Origin of the sequence: Streptomyces sp. NRRL F-2664 (genome assembly GCF_000719345.1) — a bacterium.
GTDB lineage: Bacteria > Actinomycetota > Actinomycetes > Streptomycetales > Streptomycetaceae > Streptomyces.
In genome coordinates this window covers 38,469-62,145 of record NZ_JOFX01000016.1, presented here as the reverse complement: position 1 = coordinate 62,145, position 23,677 = coordinate 38,469, and the positions used below count along the sequence as shown (strand labels likewise).

Here is a 23,677-nt window from a genome sequence, read left to right as displayed (position 1 = left end):
GCTACCGCCGATGGCGCCCGGCGGCGCGAGCCGACCATAGCAAGATAAGGCTATCCTAAGTTATGGTTCGGCCCATCAGCCATGCCGTGAGGGGACGTGAACCTTCGTGTCGGGTGCGAACTTGGGCCAGAGCAGCGAATCCATGGAACGCCGACGCGAATTGATGCGTCGTCAGCTTGCCGCACGCGGCATCGCCGGGCAGGGGGCCCACGGGGGGTCCGAGCGGACGCCGGCGGTTCGCGCCACCGGCCCCGCACCCCTGTCGGCCGCGCAGCGCCGGATGTGGCTGCTCCACCAACTGCAGCCGCGGGGGACCTCGTACAACATCGGCGTCGCCGTCCGCCTTTCCGGCGACCTCGACGTGCCGCGGTTCGTCACGGCGCTGCAGGCCGCGAGCCGGCGTCATCACGTCCTGCGGACGGTCTACCGGGCCGATGACGACGGCGAACCGCTCCAGGTGGTCCTGGCCGACGCCGTCCTCGACGTCCCGGTCACCGACCTGTCGGCCGTCGGCGGTGACCGCCAGGAGGCAGCGGCCGACGCGCGTGCCGCGCGACTGGCCGCCCTTCCTTTCGACCTCGCCCAGGACACCCCCGTCCGGTTAGAGATCGTGCGGCTCGCCGCCACCGAGCACCTGCTGATCCTCGTCGCCCACCACATCGCGTGGGACGACGGAAGCTGGCAGGTCCTGCTGCGCGATGTCGCGACCTCCTACACGGGTGGCACCCTGCCCGAACTCCCCCTCCAGTATGCCGACTTGGCCCTGGCGGAAAGCCGGCGGGCACCGTGGACCGAAGCCGACCTGGACCACTGGCGCCGGGCCCTCGACGACGCCCCGGCACCGGTGCCGCTGCCGACCGACTTCCCGCGCAGGGCCACGCGCGCGCAGGCGGGTGGGCGGCTCGTCCGAACCCTCCCGTCCGCCCTGCGGGACCAGGTGCACGCGCTCTGCCGGTCCGAGGGCGTCAGCCCGTTCATGGCCCTGCTCGCGGCCTTCAACGCCCTGCTGCACCGCACGTCCGGGTCACCGGACGTGCTCGTCGGCTCACCGGCCGTCCTGCGCACCGCCGCAGGCGCCGAGGACCTCGTCGGAAACTTCGGCAACACCCTCGTCCTGCGGACGACGGCCGGACCCGGCACCACCTTCCGCAGTCTGCTCGGATCCGTGCGCGAGACGTGCCTGGGTGCCTACGCCCACCGGGCGGTGCCGTTCGACACCCTGGTGCAGGAACTGCGGCCCGAGCGCACCCTCGGCCACCACGTGTACTTCGACGTGATGTTCTCCCTGCGCAGCGAGGTGTGGGAGGGGTTCGACCTGCCGGGCATCCGGCTGACCGAGCGCGCGGTCCCCGGCAGCGCCGCCGCCTTCGACCTGGCCGTGTCCGCGGTCCTGGACACGGCGGGAACGCTCACCCTGGACACCACTTACCGCCGCGACCTGTACACCCGGAACACCGTGGACCGGCTGCTGGGCCGCTTCGAACGACTGCTGGAAGCGGCCCTGGCCGCCCCTGACACCCCGATCGGCGATCTCCAGCTCCTCGACGGCGAGGAACTGGAGCGGGTGCTGACCCGGTGGGGCGCCGACAGCCGTCCGCTGCCCGCCCGCACCGTCCCCGAGCTGTTCGCGGAGCAGGTGCGCAGGTCGCCGCAGGCGACTGCGCTGATCTGGGAGGCCGAGGGAGCGGGCGGCACCGAGCAGCGCCTGACGTACGCCGAGCTCGACAGGCGGTCCAGCGCCCTGGCCGGCGAGCTGTCCGCCCTGGGTGCGGGTCCCGAGCGCGTCGTGGCCGTGGCACTGCCCCGCACAGGTGAGTTCCTGGTCGCCGCCCTCGCCGTGATGAAGGCGGGCGCGGCCTACCTTCCCGTGGACCCCGAGTATCCCGCCGACCGGATCGCCCTGATGCTGGCGGACGCCCGGCCCGCCCTGCTGGTCACGGACACCGCCCGCGCCGGCCGCCTGCCCGCCGACCCGTCGGTCAGGGTCGTCGTGGACGACCCGTCCCCCTCCGGCCCGGACCGCCGGGCGCCGTTGCGGCCCTCCCTGCCCGCGCAGGCCGCGTACGTGATCTACACCTCGGGTTCGACCGGCCGGCCCAAGGGCGTGGTCGTCACCCACCGGGGCATGGCCGCCCTCGTGTCGACCATGGCCGAGAGCCTGGGCGCCGGGCCGGGCAGCCGCGTCCTGCAGTTCGCCTCGTTCAGCTTCGACACCTCGGTGTGGGAGTGGACCATGGCCCTGCTCACCGGCGGCACGCTCGCCATCGTCCCCGCGGACCAGCGCCTCGGTCCGCCGCTCGCCGACTTCTGCGCACGGCACGGGATCACCCACCTGACCCTGCCCCCCGGCGTCCTCGCCACCCTGCCCGACGAGCACGCGCTGCCCGGCGGGGCGACGCTGGTCGTCGCCGGCGAGGCGTGTCCGGCCGATCTGATGCGCCGCTGGTCCGGCACCACGCGCATGTTCAACTCCTACGGCCCCACCGAGACCACGGTCGACGCCACTCTGTGGACCTGCACCCCGGAGCACGACGGGACCGTCGTCCCGATCGGGGCCCCCGTGCACAACACCGCGGTGCGCCTCCTCGACGACCGGCTCCACCCCGTGCCTCCGGGCTCGCCCGGTGAGCTGTACGTCGCGGGCGACGGCCTGGCCCGCGGCTACCTCGGCCGCCCGGGCCTGACTTCGGAGCGCTTCGTCGCCGACCCGTTCGGTGCGCCCGGGACCCGCATGTACCGCACGGGTGACCTGGCCCGGTGGACCGCGGACGGCGTCCTGGAGTACCTGGGGCGGGTGGACCACCAGGTCAAGATCCGCGGCTTCCGCATCGAGCCGGGCGAGATCGAGCAGGTCCTGCGCCGCGCCGACGGCATCGCCCAGGCCGCGGTGATCGCCCGCGAGGACGTCCCGGGGGGCCTCGGGCTCGTCGCCTACGTGGTCGCCGCCGACGGCGCCCCGCAGCCGGACGTGGCGGACCTCCGCCGGCAGCTCGCCGCCGTCCTGCCCGCGCACATGGTGCCCTCCGCCATCGTGCCCCTGGAGAAGCTGCCGCTCACCGGCAACAACAAGCTCGACCGCCGGGCACTTCCGGCGCCGGTCCACGTCGGCGGCACCCACCGCGAGCCGGCCGGGGCCGCTGAGGCCACGCTGTGCGCCCTCTTCTCCGACGTGCTGGGGACCGCCGCCGGGCCGGAGGACGACTTCTTCCTGCTGGGCGGACACTCCATGCTCGCGGCCCGGCTCATGACGCGCATCGAGGCGGAGTTCGGCTTCCGGCCGGCCCTGCGCACGCTGTTCGACACCCGCACTCCGGCCGGGCTGGCCCGGCTGCTCGACGAGGCCGGGCCCGCGGCTCCCGCTCCGCGCCCGGCGCCGACCGCCGGTGCGGCCGGCAGCCCGGCGCCGCTGTCGTTCGCGCAGCAGCGCCTGTGGCTCCTGCACCAGCTCCAGGAACCCGGTGCCGCCTACAACATCCCGACCGCGCTGCGGATCAGCGGTGCGCTCGACCGGGGCGCGCTCGCCGCCGCCGTGGCGGACGTCGCGTCGCGGCACGAAACCCTGCGCACCGTCTTCCGCGCCCAGGACGGCAACCCGTACCAGGTGGTGCTGGGGCCCGAGGAGGGTCCTCGCCTGGACGTACGCCGTGCGGCACCGGACACGGTGGACGAGGCCCTCGCCGAGGCCGCCGCGCACGTCTTCGACCTGGAGCGTGAGCCCCCGCTGCGCGCCACCCTCTTCGCGTGCGGACCCGAGGAACACGTACTCCTGCTGCTGCTCCACCACATCGCCGGCGACGGGCAGTCCCTGCCGGTCCTGATCGGCGACCTCGCCGAGGCCTACCGGGCCCGGCGGGCCGGCGGGGCGCCCGCCTGGGACGAACTACCCCTCCGGTACGCCGACTTCGCCGTCTGGCAGCGCGACCTGCTCGGCGACGCCGACGACCCCCGCAGCCTCGCGGCCCGCCAGTCCGCGTACTGGCGGCAGGCCCTCGACGGGGCTCCGGACGAACTGCGCCTGCCCACCGACCGGCCCAGGCCGGCCGAGGCCACCGACCGCGGCGGCATGGTGCGGTTCGATGTCGCAGCCGAGCTCGCGCAGCAGGTCCGCACCCTCGCCGCCGACCGGGGCGTCACCCCGTTCATGGTCTACCAGGCTGCTGTCGCCGCCCTGTTGACCCGTCTCGGCGCCGGCGGGGACATCCCCGTCGGCACCCCCGTGGCCGGCCGTCCCCGGGAGGAACTGGACGGCCTGGTCGGGTTCTTCGTCAACACCCTGGTCCTGCGCACGGACACGTCCGGCGACCCGTCGTTCGAGACCCTGCTGCACCGGGTCCGCGACACCGCCGTCTCCGCCTTCGAGCACCAGGACCTGCCGTTCGAGCGACTGGTCGAGATCCTCAACCCGCCGCGTTCGACGGCCCGTCACCCGCTCTTCCAGGTGATGGTCGTGCACCAGTCGGGGACCGCGTCGCAGCTGCCGGTGTCCGGGCTCCGCAGCCGGCCCGAGGTCGTGTCCGCCGGCACCTCCACCTTCGATCTCAGCCTGACCTTCATCGAAGGCTTCGACCCGGAGGCGGACCCGGGCGCCGTCGGCGGCTTCGCCGAGTACAGTGCCGACCTGTTCGACCCGGAGACCGTGGAGCTGCTCGCCGATCGGCTGGTGCGGCTGCTCACCGCCGCCGTGGCGCGCCCGGACCTGCCGCTGTCCGCCCACGACATCCTGACCGCGGCCGAACGAGAGGTGCTCCTCGCCGCTCCGGTACCGGCGCCCGCCGCTCCCCCGCTGCACGAAGCGTTCGCGGCGCAGGTCCGCCGGACGCCGGACGCCGTGGCGCTCGTTCTCGGCGGCGGCCCGGGGGCGCCCGAGCGTCTCACCTACGCCGAACTCGACTCCCGTGTCGACCGGCTCGCTGCCCTCGCCTCCGCGCACGGCGCCGGCCGGGACCGGCTGGTGGCTCTGGCCCTGCCGCGGCACGACATGGTTCCGGCGCTGCTCGGCGTCCTGCGCTCCGGCGCGGCCTTCCTGCCCCTCGATCCGAACCACCCCGTCGAACGGCTCGCGCAGACCCTGCGGGACGCCCGCCCCGTCTGCCTGCTGACCACCAGCGCCATGGCGGCCGGGATGCCCGCGGATCCCGGCCTGCCCGTCGTCCTGGTGGACCGGGACGCGCCCGAGCCGCAGATCGGCGTCCCGGCCCAGGCCGACCCCGCCGACATGGCGTACGTCATCTACACCTCCGGGTCCACCGGCCGTCCCAAGGGCGTGGCCGTCACCCATGCCAACCTGGCCAACCTCTACGCGGCCCACACCGCGACCCTGTTCCCGCCGCGGGTCCCCGAGGCCGGCGGCCGGCGGCTGCGGGTGGGGCACATCGCCTCGTTCGCCTTCGACGCCTCACTGGACCCGGTCGTGCTCATGGTCGGCGGCCACGAGCTGCACGTCCTGGACGAGTCGACCTATCCGGACGCCGAGGCGGTGGCCTGTTACGTCGACCGGGAGCGGATCGACTACCTCGACCTCACCCCCGCGCACCTGCAGCAGCTGATCCGCAACGGCCTGCTCGACGACGGCCGCCACCGGCCGGTCCTACTGGGCCCCGGCGCGGACGCGATGCCGGACGCGCTGTGGCGGGAACTCGCCGAGCATCCGGCCGTCACGGCGTACAACTTCTACGGCCCGACCGAGTGCACCGTCGACTCGGTGGTCGCCCCCGTCACCGGCGAGGGCCCTCCGCTCATCGGCCGGCCCGTCCGCGGTGCCGCGGCCTACGTCCTCGACGACCGGCTGCGCCCCGTCCCCCCGGGCGTGAGCGGTGAGCTCTACCTGGCCGGTGCCGGCCTGGCCCGCGGCTACCTGGGCCGGCCGGCCCTCACCGCGGAGCGGTTCACCGCCGACCCCTACGGGCCCCCGGGGACCCGCATGTACCGCACGGGCGACCTCGCCCGGTGGACGGGCGACGGGAACCTGGAATGCCTCGGGCGCGCCGACGACCAGGTGAAGATCCGCGGGTTCCGTATCGAGCCCGGCGAGATCGAGGCCGTGCTCGGCCGTCACCGGGGCGTCGCCGAGGTCGCCGTGATCGCCCGCGACGATCTGCCCGGGTCCCGCCGCCTGGTCGCCTACGTGGTCCCCTGGGAGGGCCACGAGCCCGACCCGGACGGCTGGCGGGCCCATGCCGCGACCCTGCTCCCGGACCACATGGTGCCGTCCGTGTGGGTCCCCCTGGACGCCCTTCCGCAGTCCTCCCACCGCAAGCTGGACCGGGCCGCACTGCCCCTGCCGGTGCTGCCCGGGCAGGGCGGCGGCCGGGCCCCGTCCACGCCGGTGGAGCAGTTGTTCTGCGACCTCTTCTCGGCGCTCCTGGGCCGTACGGGCACGGACGCCGACGCCAACTTCTTCGCGCTGGGGGGAGACAGCATCATCTCGCTCCAGCTGGTCGCCCGGGCGCGCGCGGCCGGCTGGTCGATCGGCCCCCGCGAGGTGTTCCGGTACCAGACCCCCTCCGCCCTGGCCGCGGTCGCCCAGCGGCTCGACACGGCCGCGGACCGGCCGGCCGACGACGGTACCGGGCGGGTGCCCGAGACCCCGATCACCGCATGGCTGCGCGAACTGGCCACGTCCGCCGGGTCCGCGACCACCGTCGACGGCTACAGCCAGGGCATGACGCTGGCCACTCCGGCCGGGCTGTCCCGCGAGGTGCTGACGACGGTCCTGCAGGCCGTTCTCGACGCACGTCCCGCGCTGAGGGCCCGGTGGGTGACCGCGGACGACGGCCGCTGGGAGCTGGACGTTCCGCCCCCGGGCGCGGTACGCGCCGAGGACCTCCTCCGGATCGCCGAGGGGAGCCCGGGCGACGAGGCCGCGGCCGCCCGCGGGCGGCTGCACCCGGAGTCCGGGGTGATGGTCCAGGCCGTCTGGGAGCCGGCCGCGGCCGGCGTTCAGGGGCGGCTGGTGCTGGTGGTGCACCACCTCGTCATCGACGGGGTGTCCTGGCGCATCCTGTGCAACGACCTGGACGCCGCCTGGCGCGGCGCGGAACTCCCGCCGGAGGGGACCTCGCTGCGGGCGTGGAGCACCCTGCTGCGGGAGTATGCGCGCAGTGCCCGGGCGGTGGCGCAGCTGGACGACTGGCGCACGGCGCTGGACAGCGGCCGGTCGCCGGCCATCGCGGCCGCCCTGGATCCTTGCCGGGACACGGCGGGGTCCGTCGCCCGCCACACCGTGACGGTGGACCCGCAGGAGACCGAGGCCCTGCTGACCGGCGTACCCGCCGCCTTCCATGCGAACACCGAGGACGTGCTCCTGACGGCCCTGGTCCTGGCGGTCGCGGAACACCGGCGCGGCCGTACGCAGTCCGCGGCCCAGGACGGACGTGCGCTGGGCGTGCAACTGGAGGGGCACGGGCGCGACGACGTCGTCGGCACGCAAACGGACCTGTCGCGCACGGTGGGCTGGTTCACCTCCGTCCATCCGGTACGGATCGACCCCGGCGAGGTGGACCTGGCCGAGGCGCGGGCCGGCGGCCCGGCCGTGGGCCAGGCACTGAAGAGCGTCAAGGAGCAGCTGCGGGCGGCCCCCGACGGCGGGCTCGGGTTCGGGGCGCTGCGCCATCTCAACCCGGAGACGGCCGACGCACTGGCGGGCCTTCCGGTGCCCGAGATCGCCTTCAACTACCTGGGCCGGTTCGGTGCCGGCGGTGACGCACAGGCGTGGCAGCCGGTGGCCGGGGACGACGCCCTCTTCCACGGCGTCGACCCGGCGCTGCCGCTGGCCCACGCCCTGGAGATCGACGCCCATGTGGCACCCGGTCCGGACGGCGCCCGCCTCACGGCGACCTGGTCCTACGCGCCGGGTGCCCTGCCCGCCGCACGGGTGCGGGACCTCGCGGATGCCTGGCTCGCCTACCTGGGCGCACTGACGCGCCACGCCGCGGCCGCCGACGCCGGGGGCCGGACGCCCTCCGACCTTTCCCTGATCTCCCTCACCCAGGACGAGATCGACGACTTCGAGGCCGACTGGAGGCTTTCGTGACGGGCCGTCCCACGCTGGAGGACATCCTCCCGCTGACCCCCCTCCAGGAGGGGCTGCTGTTCCGGGCGGAGCTCGACAGCACCGGCCTGGACGTGTACGCCGGGCACCTGCGGCTCGACCTGCGCGGTCCGGTGGACGGCCCGCGGCTGCGACAGGCGGCGCAGCGCCTGCTGGACCGGCGGCCCGGGCTGCGCGCGGCCTTCCGCCGCAACCGGCAGGGCAAGGCCGCAGCGCTCATCCCCTCGTGGATGGAGGTGCCCTGGGCCTTCGACGACCTGTCGGGGCTCGCCGACGCGGACCGGACGCGGGAGCAGGAGCGGTTGACGCTCCTCGACACCGAGCGCGGGTTCGAGCTCGGTCGGCCCCCGCTGATCCGGTTCCGGCTGCTGAAGCTCGCCGAGGACGTGCACCGGCTGGTGGTCACCAACCACCACATGGTCCTCGACGGATGGTCCCAGCCCCTGCTGGTGCAGGAGCTGTTCGCGCTCTACGCGGGGCTGTCCGCGGGCGCGCGCGGACCCGCGCTGCCGGCTCCGGCGCCGCCGAGGGCGTACCTCGACTGGCTGGCCTCCCGGGACCGGCAGGCCGCCACCGCGGCATGGACCGCCTCACTGGAGGGCATCGACAGCCCGACGCTGGTCGCCCCGGGCGCCGGCGACTCGGTCGCCGCGCGGCCGCGCACGGTGGTGGTGGAGCTTCCCGAGCGGCTCACCACGTCGGTGACCGCGACCGCACGGTCCCGCGGCCTGACCCTGGGCACCGTCGTGCAGGGCGGGTGGGCCCTGTCCCTGGCGCGTACGCTGGGCCGCACCGACGTCGTCTTCGGCGGCATCGTGTCGGGCCGTCCGGCCGATCTGGCCGGCGTCGAGTCGATGATCGGCGTGTTCGTCAACACCGTGCCCGTGCGGGCCGTCCTGCCCCCGGCCGAGCCGTTCGCGGCCTCGCTGGCCCGGCTGCAGGCCGAACAGTCCGACCTGGTGCCGCACCAGCACATGGGGCTGGCCGAGATCCAGCGGGCGGCCGGCGGCCGGGACCTGTTCGACACGCTCGCCGTGGTGGAGAACTACCCGTTCGACCCGGACTCCATGGCCGAGCCGGCGCCCGGTCTGCGGGTGGAGGACGCGGGCGGTGACGAAGCGGTGCACTACCCGCTCGCCCTGACCGCGCTGCCCGGCAGACGGCTCCGACTGGAACTGGGCTACCGTCCGGATGCATTGGACGAGGAGTTCGTGCGGACGGTCGCAGACCGGCTGACGAGGGCGTTCGCTGCGTTCGCCGGCACGCCGGACCTGCCGCTCGGGCAGCTCGACCTGCTCGGAGCCGGGGAGGCGGCCGTACTGACCGCCGCCCCCGTCCGGCACGCGGTCCCGGACACCACCCTCGCGGCGCTCCTCGCCGACCAGGCCGCCCGTACGCCGGAGGCGACCGCCGTCGTGTTCGAGGACGTCGAGCTGACCTACGCCGAGCTCGGGGCCCGCGCAGGGGACCTGGCGTCGCGGCTGGCCGGGCTCGGGGCCGGTCCGGGCCGGGTGGTGGCCGTGGCCCTGCCGCGCTCCGCCGAGCTGGTCGTCGCCCTGAACGCCGTGCTGCGCGCCGGTGCCGCCTACCTGCCGCTGGACCCCGGCTACCCGGCCGACCGGCTCGCCCTCATGCTCGCCGACGCGGCCCCCGTCGCGCTGGTGACGGATACGGCGACCCGCGCGCACCTGCCGCAGGACGCGTCGGTGCCCGTCGTGGTGGTGGACGATCCCGGTTCGTCCGCCGTCGGCGCCGCAGCCGGGGCGGCCGTCCGGGCGGCCCGCCCGGGCGACCCGGCCTACGTGATCTACACATCGGGCTCGACCGGCCGTCCCAAGGGCGTGGTGGTGCCGCACTCCGCGATCGTCCACCGCCTCCTGTGGGCGCAGGGCGAGTACGGGCTGACTCCCGGGGACCGCGTACTGCAGAAGACCCCTTCCAGTTTCGACGTCTCGGTGTGGGAGTTCTTCTGGCCGCTGATCACGGGCGCGACCCTGGTGGTGGCGCGCCCGCGCGGCCACCTCGACCCGCAGTACCTCGCCCGGCTGATCCGCGACCGGGGCGTCACGACCGCCCACTTCGTGCCGTCGATGCTGCGGGCCTTCCTCGGCGAGCCCGAGGCCGCCGGCTGCACGGGCCTCACCCGTGTGCTGTGCAGCGGTGAGGCGCTCGCCCCCGACCTGGTGGGCGCCTTCCACCGGATGTACGGCGGCGCCGTGGAGCTCCACAACCTGTACGGACCGACCGAAGCGGCCGTCGACGTCACCCACCGGGCGTGCCCGCCGCAGGACGCGGACCGCGACACCGTGCCCATCGGCCGGCCGGTGTGGAACACGTCGGTCTACGTGCTGGACGCCGGTCTGCGCCCGGTACCCGCGGGGGTGCCCGGCGAGCTGTACCTCGCCGGGCCGCAGCTGGCCGACGGCTACCTGGGGCGGGCTGCGCTGACCGCGGAGCGGTTCACTGCCGACCCGTTCGGCCCGCCCGGCAGCCGCATGTACCGCACCGGCGATCTGGCACGGCTGACCGCCGACGGGGTCGTCGAGTACCTGGGCCGCACCGACGACCAGGTCAAGATCCGCGGGTTCCGGATCGAGCCCGGGGAGATCGAGGCCGCGCTCGCCGCACAGCCCGGCGTCCGGGAGGCCGCGGTGGTGGCCCGCCGGGATCTCGTGGCGGGCGGGGCGGGCACGGCCGGCGGGGCGGGCGGCGACCCGGTTCTCGTCGCCTACGTCACCGGGACCGCGGCCGACGCCGCGGCGCTGCGCCGCGCGCTCGCGTCCACGCTGCCCGAGCACTGCGTCCCGGCCGCGTTCGTGGTGCTGGACGCCCTGCCGCTCACGCCCAGCGGCAAGCTCGACCGGCGGGCCCTGCCGGCACCGGACCCGGGCGCCGGAGCGGGCGGCGGCCGACGTCCCCGCACACCTGCCGAGGAGATCCTCTGCGACCTGTTCGCAGAGGTCCTCGGCCTGCCCGAGGTGGGCATCGACGACAACTTCTTCGACCTGGGCGGCCATTCGCTGCTCGCGACGCGCCTGGCCAGCAGGGTCCGGTCCACCCTCGGCGCGGACCTCGCGCTGCGCACGGTCTTCGACGCCCCCACCGTGGCGGCGCTGGCCCGGCGTCTCGCGGCCGGCGTCGAGCGGCCGCCCCTGCGTGCGCAGGCCCGGCCGGAGCCGCTCCCGCTGTCCTTCGCGCAGGCCCGCATGTGGTTCCAGTACGGGCTGGAAGGCCCGCACCCGGCCTACAACATGGCGTTCGCCGCCCGGCTCACCGGCGACCTCGACCCGGAGGCGATGCGCGAGGCCCTGGGAGATCTGACGGACCGGCACGAGACGCTCCGTACGCTGCTCGCCGACCGCGCCGGTGCTCCCCGGCAGGTGATCCTGCCCGTCGACTCGGCACGGCCCGCGATGGCGGTGACCCGGGCGGACGAGGCAGAGCTCGCCGGTCTGCTGGCGGCGGCCGCCGCGCGCCCGTTCCGCATCGACGAAGAGGTCCCGTTCAGGGCCGAGTTGTTCAAGGTCGACCGGCAACAGCACATACTGCTGCTCGTGCTGCACCACGTCGCCGCCGACGGCTGGTCGGCGCTGCCGTTGCTGCAGGACCTGTCGGACGCCTACCTCGCCCGCACCCGGGACGAGCTGCCGGCGTTCGCGCCGCTTCCCGTCGGGTACGCGGACCACGCCGTGTGGCAGCGCCGGCTGCTCGGCGACGACGGCGACCCCGAGAGCCTGCTGCACCGCCAGGCCGACTTCTGGCGCAAGGCCCTGGAGGGCCTGCCGGAGGAGCTGCCGCTGCCCACCGACCGGCCCCGTGCCGCCTCCCCCAGCCTGCGGGGGGCCACGGTGCAGGCGGAGGTACCGGCCGATCTGCACGTGCGGCTCCGTGCGCTGGCGCGCCGCTGCGACGCGAGCGTCTTCATGGTCCTCCACGCCGCGCTCGGCGTCCTGCTGACCCGGCTGGGCGCCGGCACCGACATCCCGGTGGGCTCACCCGTCGCGGGACGCGGGGACGACGCCGTGGACGATGTCGTCGGGTTCTTCGCCAACACCCTGGTGCTGCGCACCGACACCTCCGGCGACCCGACCTTCCGCGAGCTCGTCGCCCGGGTCCGCGAGAGCGACCTGGCCGCGTACGCCCACCAGGACATCCCGTTCGAGCGGCTGGTGGAGCTGCTCAATCCGGCCCGTTCCATGGCCCGTCATCCGCTCTTCCAGGTGATGCTCAGCCATCAGGCCCGCCCGGCGGCGGACCTCTCCTTCGGCGGCCTCGGCGTGGTCCAGGAGCCGGTGGAGATGGGAACGTCCAAGTTCGACCTGGCCTTCGAGATCGTCGAGGAGCACGGGCGGGACGGCATGACCCTGGGCGTGGAGTACAGCACCGACCTCTTCGACCGGGCCACGGCCGAGAACATGGCCACGCGGCTGCTGCGCGTCCTGGAGGCGGTCACCCGGGCTCCGGAGCGGGCGATCAGCAGCCTGGACCTGCTGTCGGCCGAGGAGCGCCACCGGGTGCTCGTCGACTGGCAGGGCGACCGGGTGGACGTCCCGCTGTCCACGCTGACGGAGCTCTTCGAGAACCAGGTCCGGGCCACGCCGGACGCGACGGCCCTCGTCTGCGGGGAGGTCAGGTACACGTTCGCCGAGCTGGACCGGCGCACGGCGCGCCTGGCCGCCCTGCTGCGGGCCAAGGGTGTCGGGCCGGAGCGGATGGCGGCCCTGCTGCTCCCGCGCGCGGCCGACACCGTGGTGGCTCTGCTGTCCGTGATGCGGGCGGGCGGCGCCTACGTTCCCATCGACCCCGGCTACCCGGCCGGACGCATCGCGCACATCCTGAGCGACGCACGGCCGACCCTGCTGATCACCACCGGCTCGGCGGCCGCACTCGCCCCGGACGCCGCCGCGGTCGAGACCGTCGTCCTGGACTCGCCGGAGGTCCAGGAGCGGCTTGCCGAGTCGGCCGGCTGCCCGGCGCCGTCGGAGCTGCCCCACCCGCGGGCCGGGCATCCCGCGTACGTGATCTACACCTCGGGGTCGACGGGCCTGCCCAAGGGTGTCGTCGTGGAGCACCGCAGCATCGCGAACCTGTTCCACAGCCACCGTGAACTGCTGTACCGTCCCACGGTCGAGGCAGCCGGCGGCCGGAGCCTGCGGGTGGCGCACGGCTGGTCGTTCGCCTTCGACGCCTCGTGGCAGCCCCAGCTGTGGTTGCTGGACGGCCACGCGCTGCACATCGTCACCGAGGACACGCTCAGGGATCCCGAGCTGCTCGTCGGGTTCGTCCGTACCCACCGGATCGACTTCATCGAGGTCACGCCGTCCCATGCCATGCAGCTGGCCGGTGCCGGACTGATCGAGGACGGCCGCAGCCCCCTGCTCGCCCTCGGGGTGGGGGGAGAGGCCGTGCCGTCCCCGTTGTGGCGGGACATGCGCGGGCTGGCCGGCACCGCCGGGTTCAACCTCTACGGGCCGACCGAGTGCACGGTGGACGCCCTGGCGGCCCGCGTCTGCGACGGCGAGCGTCCGCTGGTGGGCCGGCCGACCGCGAACACGGCCGCGTACGTCCTCGACGGACGCCTCCAGCCGGTGCCGGCCGGGGTGATCGGCGAGCTGTACCTGTCGGGGGCGGGCCTGGCCCGCGGGTACCTCGACCGGCGGTCGCTCACCGCGGAGCGGTTCGTGGCGGACCCCTTCGGCCCTCCGGGCACCCGCATGTACCGCACGGGCGACCTGGTGCGATGGATGCCGGACGGGAGGATCGACTACCTCGGGCGCACCGACGACCAGGTCAAGATCCGGGGGTTCCGCATCGAGCTCGGCGAGATCACGGCGGCGCTGGCCGCCGACCCGTCGGTGCTGCAGGCCGCGGTGGACGTCCGCGAGGACGGGGTGCGGGGCGCGTACGTCGTCGGCTACGTCGTGCCGGCGGCGGCCTCGGCCTTCGACCCGGGCGCGCTGCGCGAGCACCTCACCCGCACGCTGCCGGACTACATGGTGCCGTCGGTCTTCGTCGAACTGGCCGCCCTCCCGCTGACCGACCACGGCAAGCTCGACCGCCGGGCCCTGCCCGAACCGCCCGCCGCGCAGGCCCGTACCGGTCGCGGTGCCCGTGACGTCACGGAGGCGCTGGTCTGCCGGATCTTCGCGGATCTCCTCGACCGCCCCGGAGCCGGCCCGGAGCACGACTTCTTCGCCCTCGGCGGGCACTCGATGCTCCTGATGCAGCTGCGGGACAGGCTCCGGCAGGCGACCGGGCGGCAGTTGGCCGTGGCCGACCTGTTCCGGAACCCGACGCCGGCGGCGCTGGCCGGCCTGCTGCGGGGCAACGCCGCAGCGGCGTCCGGGCTGGAGGTGCTCTTCACGCTGCGTCCCGGGCCCGAGGACGACGCGCAGGCCGCCGCACCGCTGTGGTGTCCGGCGCCGGCGACCGGGCTCGGCTGGCGCTACGCCGCCCTCCTCGCCCACGTGCCCGACGATGTCGCCGTGCACACGCTCCAGGCGCCGAACCTGGCGGGCGGCCCGGCAGCGGAATCGTTGGACCAGCTGGTCGAGACGTACCTGGCCGTCATGATCGGGGTGCAGCCGAGTGGCCCCTACCGCCTCCTCGGCTGGTCCCTGGGCGGCGTCATCGCCCATGCCCTGGCCTGCCGGCTGCAGGCGCGCGGCGAAGAGGTGTCCCTGCTCGCACTGCTCGACGCCTACCCGGGCGGCGGTGGGGGCGCAGGGACGCCACGGCACGGCGAAGGGCCGGAAGCGGACGGGGCCGACGGCGGCGCGGCGGCCGTCGCCTCCGCCGTCGACGGGCTCGGCCTCCCGGCAGGCACGATCGCCGCGATGCGCGCCAACCACCGCGGCGCGGACGGGCTGCTGGCCCGCTTCACGCCGGGGCTCTACCGGGGGACGCTGCTGCACTTCCGTGCCGAGGACGCTCCGCAGGAGGCGGCGCGGTGGGGCGCGTTCACGGACGGTGACGTGCAGGTCCACACGGTCGCCGAGGACCACGACGGTGTCCTCGACACGGGCGCGGTGCACAGGGTCGCGCAGGTGCTGGCTCCCCACTTCCCGCTGGGCGTGTAGGCCTTCGCGACAGGTCCGCCGTCCACGGCCGGGGGTGGACGGCGGCCGGGGGCCGATCCGGATGCAGGATGTGCTCCGGGGCCGGGCCTATCGGTGCGGGCATCCGGAGGGCCGGCGGGGGGGCTGGGCCGGCCCGAGGTCGGCGCGCGGCACCTGCGCCGTCAGTCCTGGTCGCGTTCCGGCGCAGAGCCCGAGATCATCGGGTCGTCCCGTTGTACGAGCCGGTAGCTCGGCCGGTCCGCCGCCGCCGGACGGCGGGGGCGTCGGCGACGGGACACCGTGGGGAGGAAGTGCTGTGTGCCTCTGCCGCTGCGGCGGGCCCGCTGTGCGGCGTCCACGAGGGCGGCCATGGCCGGCGAGGCCTGCCAGAGCTCCCGGAACCGCCGGACCGGGATCCCGGCCGACTTCGCTGCGGCCGGCCAGGTATCGCCCCGGGCGATGGCGCTGAGCGCGACCCGGATCGTCGCCGGGGTGATCCGATGCCGAGGGCGGACCCCGTGTGCCTGTGCCAGGGCAGCGGCGGCGGCCATGGCCGCCGCGAAGGCGGGGTCCATCGACAGCCAGCTCCGCAGCATGCGGCTCGGTATCCCGGCCCAGACAGCGGCAGCGTCGTGGTCCAGCCCGTGTGCCGTGGCCTGCAGCGCGTCGGCCATGCGTGCGACGGTGTCGTCCCGCTGGCTGGTGGGGCCGCCGAGCGGCTCGCTCAGTCTCCGCTCCACCTCGTCACGGGCACCCAGCCACCCGACCACCCATGCGGCCGTATCGGCGGCCTCCGACGTGCCTCGGGGCTCCTCCGCCTCGTACACCACTCCCCCTGCCGCGGCCGACGGCGCACCGGGCCGCCGACCGGATCTTCCACCGTGCTGCCCTCAGCCCCGGACGGGGTCGGTCTCCCGCCCCCGGTCGGCCCGCAGGGCCCGCGCGGTACGCCGCAGCAACAGGGAGTCGCAGACCTCCCCCGAGCGGACGGCGAGGGTCGACAGCAGGGAGGAGGTGATGCCGTGCGTGTGCTCGGTCCCCCCTTGGAGGTAGACGCCCACGTCGATGTGATCGGCCATCAGCACCCGGTGGTCGCGGTCGACACGGAGCCGGCCCTCCCCGTCGGTGAGGCAGTCCGCGGCGAGTTCACCGAGCAGCGCACGCGGGTCGACGGGCCGGTATCCGGTCGCCATGACCACGGCGTCGCAGTCGAGGACCTGCTGCTCTCCGGTCGTCAGCGACCGGACGACCACGCGGGCGCCGTCGTCGAGGTGCTCGACCTCGCCGAGCTCCGAGGTGTTGAGGATGCGCAGGCGCTCACGTCCGGCGACGCGCTCCTGGTAGTGGGTGCGGTAGAGCTGTTCGATCAGGTCGCCGTCGACGACGGAATAGTTGGTGTTGCGGTGGTAGCCGTAGAGGTCCTGCTTCACCTCCGCCGGCGCCGTGAAGAACGCGTCGACCGCCGACGGGTCGAAGATCCGGTTCGCGAAGGGGCTGTCGTCCGCCGGGCTGTAGCCGTAGCGCGAGAAGACCGCGTTGACCTCCGCCTCGGGGAAGGTGCGGTGCAGGTAGTCGGCGGCCTCCGCGGCAGACTGCCCGGCCCCGACGACCACGAACCGCCGATGGCGCGGCTCCTTGATCCCGGAGGCCTTGAAGAGGAGGTCCCGCGTGTGCCACACATGCTCGCCGGCCGCCACCCCTTCGGGGAGCCGGGGGGTCAGACCGGTGCCGACCGAGATGTTGAGCGTCCGAACGGTTTCCCGGGGCGCGTCCCCGACGCTGCTCGCGCAGAGCACGTCCACCGCCTCGACCCGCCCGTCGGCGGTGCGGACGGGCCTGATCCCGGTGACGCGCCGACCGTAGGCGACACGGTCCGTGAACTCGGCTGCGCACCACTCGAAGTAGTCGTGGAATTCGAGCCGTGTGGGAAAGAAGGTCTTCTGGTTGATGAAGTCCGCCAGTCGGCCGCGTTCCTGAAGGTACATCAGGAAGGAGAAGCGACTGCCGGGATCACGCATCGTGACCAGGTCCTTGAGGAAGGAGACCTGCATGGTGGCGCCTTCCAGCAGCATGCCTCGGTGCCACCCGAAACGCTCCTGCTGCTCGACGAACCGGGCACGCAGAGCACGCTGCCCGTCGCGCCGGTTGTGGTCGGCGACCGCGATGGCCAGCGCCAGATTGGACGGCCCGAAGCCTATGCCGACCAGGTCCTGGGCCGGCTGACCGCTGTCCTCACGGCGTCCCGACATGCTGGTCCTTCCGTTGAAGCCGAGTAGCGACGCCTGCGGACGGGGCGCACCCACCGTCCAGCCCACTAAGGTTAGGCAGACCTAACCGTCACCCCGGCACCCAGCCGGTGTCAAGGGGCCACAACGACCAAGTCCCTTGGCTTGTATCGGGGTTGACACCCGACACCCACCGGCGTGCACGCGCAGGGGTCCGCCGCGCGGCGCTCGACCGTCGGGCACCGTTCCTTCCTCACTGCCGCGGGAACCGCCGTACAAGCATTCGATCGCTCCACCCCCGTCCGCCGGGGTACCTCTCAGCGGGTGCGCGATCCCGTCGCGTGCATGAGCGTGGGGAGGGCGGTCCGCAGGACGTGCCGGACCACCACCAGCGAACGCACCACCGGACGTAGCGAGGAGAACAGCATGGTGAAGGACGGTCTGGTCAGGAAGGGCAGGGCCTGATGGCAGCCGAGCGCAGGCACGAGGGCCAGGACGACATTCAGGAGGCATTCGCCGACGCCGTCAACATGACCGCCGGCGAGCTGGAGAGCTGGCTGGACACCGAGGACTCGAAGAGCGTCGGACAGAGCGACGGCGGCGAAAGCGTCGGGCACGCCTCCGGCCGCCGCATCGTCGGACTTCTACGCAAGAAGAAGGCGGACCTCACCAGCGACGACCTGGGCCACATGCGCAAGGTCGTCGGCTACGTCCACCGTCACATCGAACAACGCCCGAGCGGCGACGTCACCGACACCCGATGGCGCTACTCGCTGATGAACTGGGGCCACGATCCGCTCAAGTAGCGGACCCTCGGCCGTGGCGGGGCCGCAGGCCGCCCGGCCTGCGGCCCCGCCCAGGCGCATGGGTCAGGACGGGTCGCCGTACTGGAGGCCGCGTCCGTTGGTGCCGACGTACACGCGGCCGAAGGCGTCGGGGTCGCCGGTGATGACGCCGGCGCCCGCGATGCTGCCCCACTGGTGGGCGTCGTCGTTGACGCGGAGCCAGGTGGCACCCTTGTCGGTGGAGCGGAAGACGCCGCTGACGTCCTTGACGGTGCCGATCAGGTACAGGGCCTGGTAGGAGGCGCCCGGTGCGGCCTTGCCGAAACCGACGGCGGAGGCCGACTTCACCGGGGCGAGCCGGGTGAAGGTGCGGCCGCCGTCGGTGGAGTGCAGCAGCCCCTGGCCACCGCCGGCGATCCACAGGTCGCCCGCGGCTCCGGGGACGGCCTCGAGCCAGCCGTCGGCGGGCAGGCCCGCGGCCCGGGCGCTGAAGGTCGCCCCACCGTCGGTGCTGGCGTACAGCGTGCCGCCGGCCAAGGAGTAGAACGTCCCGGCCGAGGAGCGGTCGGCGACGACAACGGCGTCGCTGCCCAGGCCGCTGACCTTCGACCAGCTCGCTCCCCTGTCGGTCGAGCGGTACGGGGCCTGGCCGGCCTGCGTCCACACGATGGTCGAGCCGTCGGCGGAGAGCGCCACCCGGCCGCTGTCGGCGCCGGCCACCGGTTCGGACGCGAAGCCGTTCCAGCTGCCGCCGCCGTCGGTGGAGTAGGCGCCGTCCTGCGCGCCACCACGGCCGACGCGGACCATCATCGAGGGGTTGGACTGTGCGAAGTCGAGGGACGTGCTGTTGGTCATCATCGGGTTCTTCAGCCGCCCGGGGGGCACCTCGGTCAGGGAGTCGTGGCGGAAACCGCCCAGGTCGCCCATGGCCGTGATGACGTGGGCGCCGCCGGGCGGGGCGATCGCGTCCAGCAGTGCGGTCTCCTCCAGCCCGCGGGCGCCCACGCTCCAGTGGCTGGTGCCGCCGCTGTCGGAGGCGCCCGCGTCCTTGCTGCGCAGGATGCCGCTGCCGGTGCCGTACAGCACGTGGCCGGAGTCGAAGGGATCGATGGCCAGGGCGGTCATCCAGTGCCCGGTGCCGGTGCCCACGTACGGAGCGGCGGAGGCGTCCCGCACCGACGTGGCGGCCAGGGCCTTCCACGTCGTGCCGCCGTCGGTGGTCCGGTAGATCTCGTCCTCAGGCCACCATCGGCCGAGGGTGGTGACCATCACCGTGGAGGGTTTGCGCGGGTCGACGGCCAGGCCGGAGAACCCGTAGTTGCCCTGGGACGGGGAGACGTTCTTCCACGCCCCGGCGGCCGGCGTGTGCTTCCACACCGAGCCGCCCGTCACGCCGTTGGGGCCGAGGGCGTTGGTGTACGTCAGGTACAGCGAGCCGTCACCGGAGAGCACACCGTGCTGCGGCATCTGGCCGGTGGGCTGCCCGGGGACGGCCTGCCAGGTGCTGCCCCCGTCGGTGGAGCGGTACAGGGAGGTGGACTTGTCGGCGACGCCGACGTAGACCGTCCTGCTGCCGGCCGGGCCGTACGTCACGAAGGAGATGCCCGCGCCGCTGCCCGCCCCGTTCTTGACGGGGAACGAGGAGACCTGGCTCCAGGTCGCTCCGTGGTCGGTGCTGCGCCACAGGCCGTTCTTGCGCGTGCCCAGCAACAGGGTGCCGTTGTCGGCGGGATCGACGGCCAGCCGCTCGCCCGCCCCGCGGCCGTCCTCGTTGCCGCCCAGCTTGAGGGGCAGGTCGGTGCGCTGGAAGGTGCGCCCGCGGTCCTTGGAGCGCAGGATCGCTCCGTTGCCCGCCCAGTCGTTGGTGTAGGTGCCCGTGGCGAGGTAGAGCCGGTCCGGGTCGACGGGGTCGGTGGCCAGTGCGTCGATGCCCAGCAGGTTCCAGTCCTTCTCGCCGAGCCAGTCGGTCAGCGGGATCCACTGCTCGGCCCCGGTGTCCCAGCGGTAGGCGCCGCCCATGTCGGTACGCGCGTACAGCAGGCCCTTCTCCCGCGGGTTGAACACCAGGCCGGTGACGTAGCCGCCACCCACCACCTGGGCGTTCCGCCACGTGTAGGGGCCGGATCCGGACGCCTTGGTCCCGGGCGTCTTCACCAGCTTCCACTGTTGGTTGGTGCCGCCGTGGCCGCGGTACTGGATGACTGCCGCGCCGTCTGCCATGGAGTTGCCGGAGACGTCCAGGACCTGGCCGCTCCTGCGGGAGGTGAGGACGACGGCGTCGGAACCGCTCACGTCGCCGATCCGCCATTCCTGGGAGGTGGAGGAGCCGTCGGCCTGCTGCTCGGCGGCGGCCTGGGCGGTCGAGTCGCCGGCTATGCCCAGCACCTTGCCGCTGTTGCGGTTCACCAGCTCGTAGTAGCCGTCCCCGGTGGGTCGCAGCTTCCACTGCTGGTTGGCGGTGTTCTGGTCGGTCCACTGCTGGATACGGGTTCCGTCGGCGGTGGAGAAGGCGTTGACGTCCAGCGCCTTGCCGCTGCGTACGGAGACCAGCCGGTAGTAGGCGTTGGCGTCGACCGTCGCCGCCTGCGATTTGTCCTGCACGTACAGGAGGTACGGCACGAGGACGACGGGCACACCGATCAGCACTCCGGTCCCGATCCGGCGACGGCGGTGACGTCCGCGGCGCTCGCCGCCCGTGGGGTTCTTCATGGGGGGTGGTTCTCCTTGCGTATGTCTGTGGATCGGGCAGGTCAGCGCTGCAGGGTGAGGAGACCCGGCCGGTAGGGCAGTCGGTCGTAGGGGCCGTCCGCCGTGGGCGCCTTGCCCTGGTAGAGGAACCGCAGGTTGCAGGGGTCGACGGTCATGGTCTGGTCGGGGTTGTCGCGGACCAGGTCACCGTGGCTGATGTCGTTGGTCCACGTGGCACCGCTGTTCGCCTTGCCCGCGAAGGGGTTCTTCTCGTCGGCGGCCTGGGGGGTCCACGGGCCGTTCAGGCTGGAGGCCGTGAAGGAGCGGAAGTAGCGGGCCTGGTGCGCACCCCTCGCCTCGACGATCATGAGGTACTGGTTCTGGCCCTGGACCTTGTAGACCTGCGGCGCCTCGAAGAGGTTTTCGGGCGTGTCGCTCATGACCGTCGTGTACGAGGAGCCGAAGTTGCCCGGGAAGTTCCCGATCGGCATGCTCGCCCGGTAGATCTTGCCGTTGTCACCGGCGAAGAAGAGGTACATGTTCCGGTCGTCGGCGATCAGCGTCTGGTCGATCGGGCCGGTGGGGGACTCGGTGCGGGGGATACTGCCGGTGAACAGCGGCTGGGGCGCGGACCAGCCGTTCGGGTCGGCCGGGTCACTCGACGTGCGGTAGATGAAGGGCCACGCCCCCCACTGGTACGCCAGCACCCAGATCTTCTTGGGCGCGAAGTAGAACAGTGTGGGAGCCACCGCGGCCTGGCCCATCCCGGTCTGGCGGGCCGACGCCATGTCGGGCCAGTTCGTGAAGGGCCCGGACATCATCGAGCCATAGGCGGATCCCGAGAAGTTCGACCCGTAAACCAGGTGCTTGCCGTTGTACGTCACGTGGGTGAAGTCCTTCAGCGAGGCCCACCCGTTCGCCGGCTGCGCCAGCGCACCCGTCGACGTCCACCGGTACGTCGCCGGAAGAGCACACGTGCCCGTCGGCGCGGGCGTGGCCTGCGTCCCGGACGGGCCGGACCACTTCTGGTTGCCGCCGGACCAGCAGGTGTGCAGCTGGATCCTGGTGCGGTTGGCGGTGGCCGCACCGACCGCGTCGAGGCACAGCCCGGACTGGACCCCGGAGATCGTGCCGTCGGCGTTGACGTTCCACTGCTGGCCGGCGCCGCCGTCGCAGACCTCGATGACCACGGCGGTGCCGTTGCGGGTGCCCTTGCCCTTGGCGGCCAGGCACTTGTTGCCATAGACCATCAGCTGCTTGCCGGCGGTGTGGGTCCAGCGCTGGTTGGTCCGTCCGTGGCAGTCCCACAGCTGCGCCTGGGTACCGTTGGCCGTGGTGGAGCCCTGGATGTCGATGCAGCGGCCGGAGGCGACGCCCTTGATCGTGCCGCTGCCGGCGCCGGTACCGGGGGATGCCTTGAAGGCGTTCACGACGGCCGTGTAGGCGGCCTTGGGGTTGCCGTTGCCGTCGAACAGCAGGGGGTTCTCACCCTTGCGCCAGGAGTCGCTGTCGCGGATTCCCCAGACCGTGATGCCGGTACACCGGGCCACGGACAGGCAGGACTGCACCGTGCTCGCGTAGTGGGCCGGTGACGCCTGGGCGATGTCCAGCTCGGTGATCTGGACGTCGACGCCCAGGGCGGCGAAGTTGGCCAGGGTGGTCCGGAAGCTCGCCGGGGGGCCGCCGGCGCCGAAGTGGCTCTGGAACCCGACGCAGTCGATCGGCACGCCACGGGACGTGAAGTCCTTGACCATGCTGTAGACGCCCTGGGTCTTGGCGTCCGACCAGTTCTCGATGTTGTAGTCGTTGTAGCAGAGCTTGGCGGAGGGGTCGGCCGCCCGGGCGGTGCGGAACGCTTCCTCGATGAAGCCGTTGCCCAGCACGTTCTGGAACACCGAGGCGCGGTGCTGGGTGGAGCCGTCGGCGAACGCCTCGTTGACCACGTCCCAGGAGTGGATCTTGCCCTTGTAGCGGGTCATCAAGGTGGTGATGTGGTGGTTCATCACGCCGCGCAGGGTGTTCGCGTCGCCGATGGAGCTGACCCAGGACGGGAGCTGGGAGTGCCAGACCGCGGTGTGGCCGCGCAGGCGCTGGCCGTGCGCCGCGGCACGGTTGACGATCTGATCGGCCGGGCCGAAGGTGAACCTGCCGCGGGACGGTTCGACGGCGTCCCACTTCATCTCGTTCTCCGGGGTGATCATGTTGAACTCCCGGTCCAGGACGGCTGTGTACCTCGCATCGCCGAGCCTGCCGGCGGCCACGGCGGTGCCGAAGTACCTGCCCGAGGGCGCCGCCTGCGTGCCCAGGGGGGTCGCGGCTCCGGCGGAGCTGGGGAGGAGCGTCACGACACCTCCCACCAGCGCCGCGGCCGACAGTCCGATCGCCAGTGCCCGGTGACGCAGACCGCGCCGGTGCAGGGCCTTCATGCTGCTCCTCGGTGGTCTCGGGTCGCCTCGGGGTGCGTGATCGCGGGTGCATCGGCCGGTACGGCCTGGTCCGCCGCGGGGTGGGTGCGGTGCAGGACCAGGCGCCGGTCCTGCGTACGGGGCGCGCGGTGTTCACGGGTATGTCGCGTCATGGGGCGCTTTCTTCCGGAGATGTGCCAAGGGGTGATGGGGCCTGTCACGCCGGCTCGCACGGTGAGAGGCGGGAAGAACCCCACGAAGTGGAGGCTCCAGGGCGCCTGTCCGCGTAACGGAAAAGTCGCGCCACCCCGGCGATGTGCCCCGTGATGCATCTCGCAGGCAAAAAGTGTTACGCCCAGCCCGTCCGTCCGGTCGTCCATGGGGAAGGGGAGGCCGTGCTGCTCCGCAGCGCTGTTCGTCGGAGCACCGGCCGGCGGTCGCCGTGGCCGGCCTTCGGGGCGACCGG

The 23,677-nt window shown here is 73.5% G+C and carries 9 protein-coding genes; 3 read left to right on the top strand and 6 right to left on the bottom strand.

The features are described 5' to 3' along the window. The first annotated feature begins 142 nt into the window (after positions 1-142). Together IF89_RS0116395 and IF89_RS0116390 are read left to right on the top strand one after the other, a co-directional pair. Positions 143-8,032: a non-ribosomal peptide synthetase gene (locus tag IF89_RS0116395; protein WP_078628332.1), complete on the top strand. Its 7,890-nt coding sequence runs from the start codon at positions 143-145 to the stop codon at positions 8,030-8,032. Further along, complete coding sequence (locus IF89_RS0116390) at positions 8,029-15,129, top strand: non-ribosomal peptide synthetase (RefSeq protein WP_051807117.1); 7,101 nt, start codon at positions 8,029-8,031, stop codon at positions 15,127-15,129. Before IF89_RS0116395 ends, IF89_RS0116390 begins: the two co-directional genes overlap by 4 nt. Before the next feature lie 161 nt (positions 15,130-15,290). Here IF89_RS0116390 and IF89_RS0116385 read toward each other — a convergent pair whose 3' ends face one another. The 3 genes from IF89_RS0116385 to IF89_RS45985 form a co-directional block, all read right to left on the bottom strand. Beyond that, a complete protein-coding gene (locus IF89_RS0116385; RefSeq protein WP_107047290.1) occupies positions 15,291-15,935 on the bottom strand; it encodes a hypothetical protein in 645 nt (214 codons plus the stop codon). Positions 15,936-15,998: 63 nt separating this feature from the next. Then, entirely contained in the window at positions 15,999-17,357 is a 1,359-nt protein-coding gene (locus tag IF89_RS0116380; RefSeq protein ID WP_030767692.1) for a lysine N(6)-hydroxylase/L-ornithine N(5)-oxygenase family protein, read from the bottom strand. Positions 17,358-17,650: 293 nt separating this feature from the next. After that, positions 17,651-17,818, bottom strand: a complete 168-nt coding sequence (locus IF89_RS45985; protein WP_158717871.1) for a hypothetical protein — start codon at positions 17,816-17,818, stop codon at positions 17,651-17,653. Here IF89_RS45985 and IF89_RS0116370 point away from each other — a divergent pair. After that, positions 17,798-18,139, top strand: a complete 342-nt coding sequence (locus IF89_RS0116370) for a DUF3140 domain-containing protein (protein WP_030767690.1) — start codon at positions 17,798-17,800, stop codon at positions 18,137-18,139. The genes IF89_RS45985 and IF89_RS0116370 overlap by 21 nt on opposite strands. A 63-nt stretch (positions 18,140-18,202) precedes the next feature. On the opposite strand, the gene IF89_RS0116365 is transcribed toward IF89_RS0116370, so the two are convergent. From IF89_RS0116365 to IF89_RS45980, 3 genes are read right to left on the bottom strand one after another with little or no spacing between them, the layout of a single operon-like run. Further along, positions 18,203-20,827, bottom strand: coding sequence for an RICIN domain-containing protein (locus IF89_RS0116365; protein WP_030767688.1), 2,625 nt, complete (start codon positions 20,825-20,827; stop codon positions 18,203-18,205). A gap of 41 nt (positions 20,828-20,868) precedes the next feature. Next, positions 20,869-23,232 (bottom strand): non-reducing end alpha-L-arabinofuranosidase family hydrolase, encoded by a 2,364-nt coding sequence (locus tag IF89_RS0116360; RefSeq protein ID WP_030767684.1) that lies wholly within the window; start codon positions 23,230-23,232, stop codon positions 20,869-20,871. Next, a complete protein-coding gene (locus IF89_RS45980) occupies positions 23,229-23,384 on the bottom strand; it encodes a hypothetical protein (RefSeq protein WP_158717870.1) in 156 nt (51 codons plus the stop codon). The genes IF89_RS0116360 and IF89_RS45980 overlap by 4 nt, the downstream gene beginning before the upstream one ends. Between the last annotated feature and the right edge of the window lie 293 nt (positions 23,385-23,677).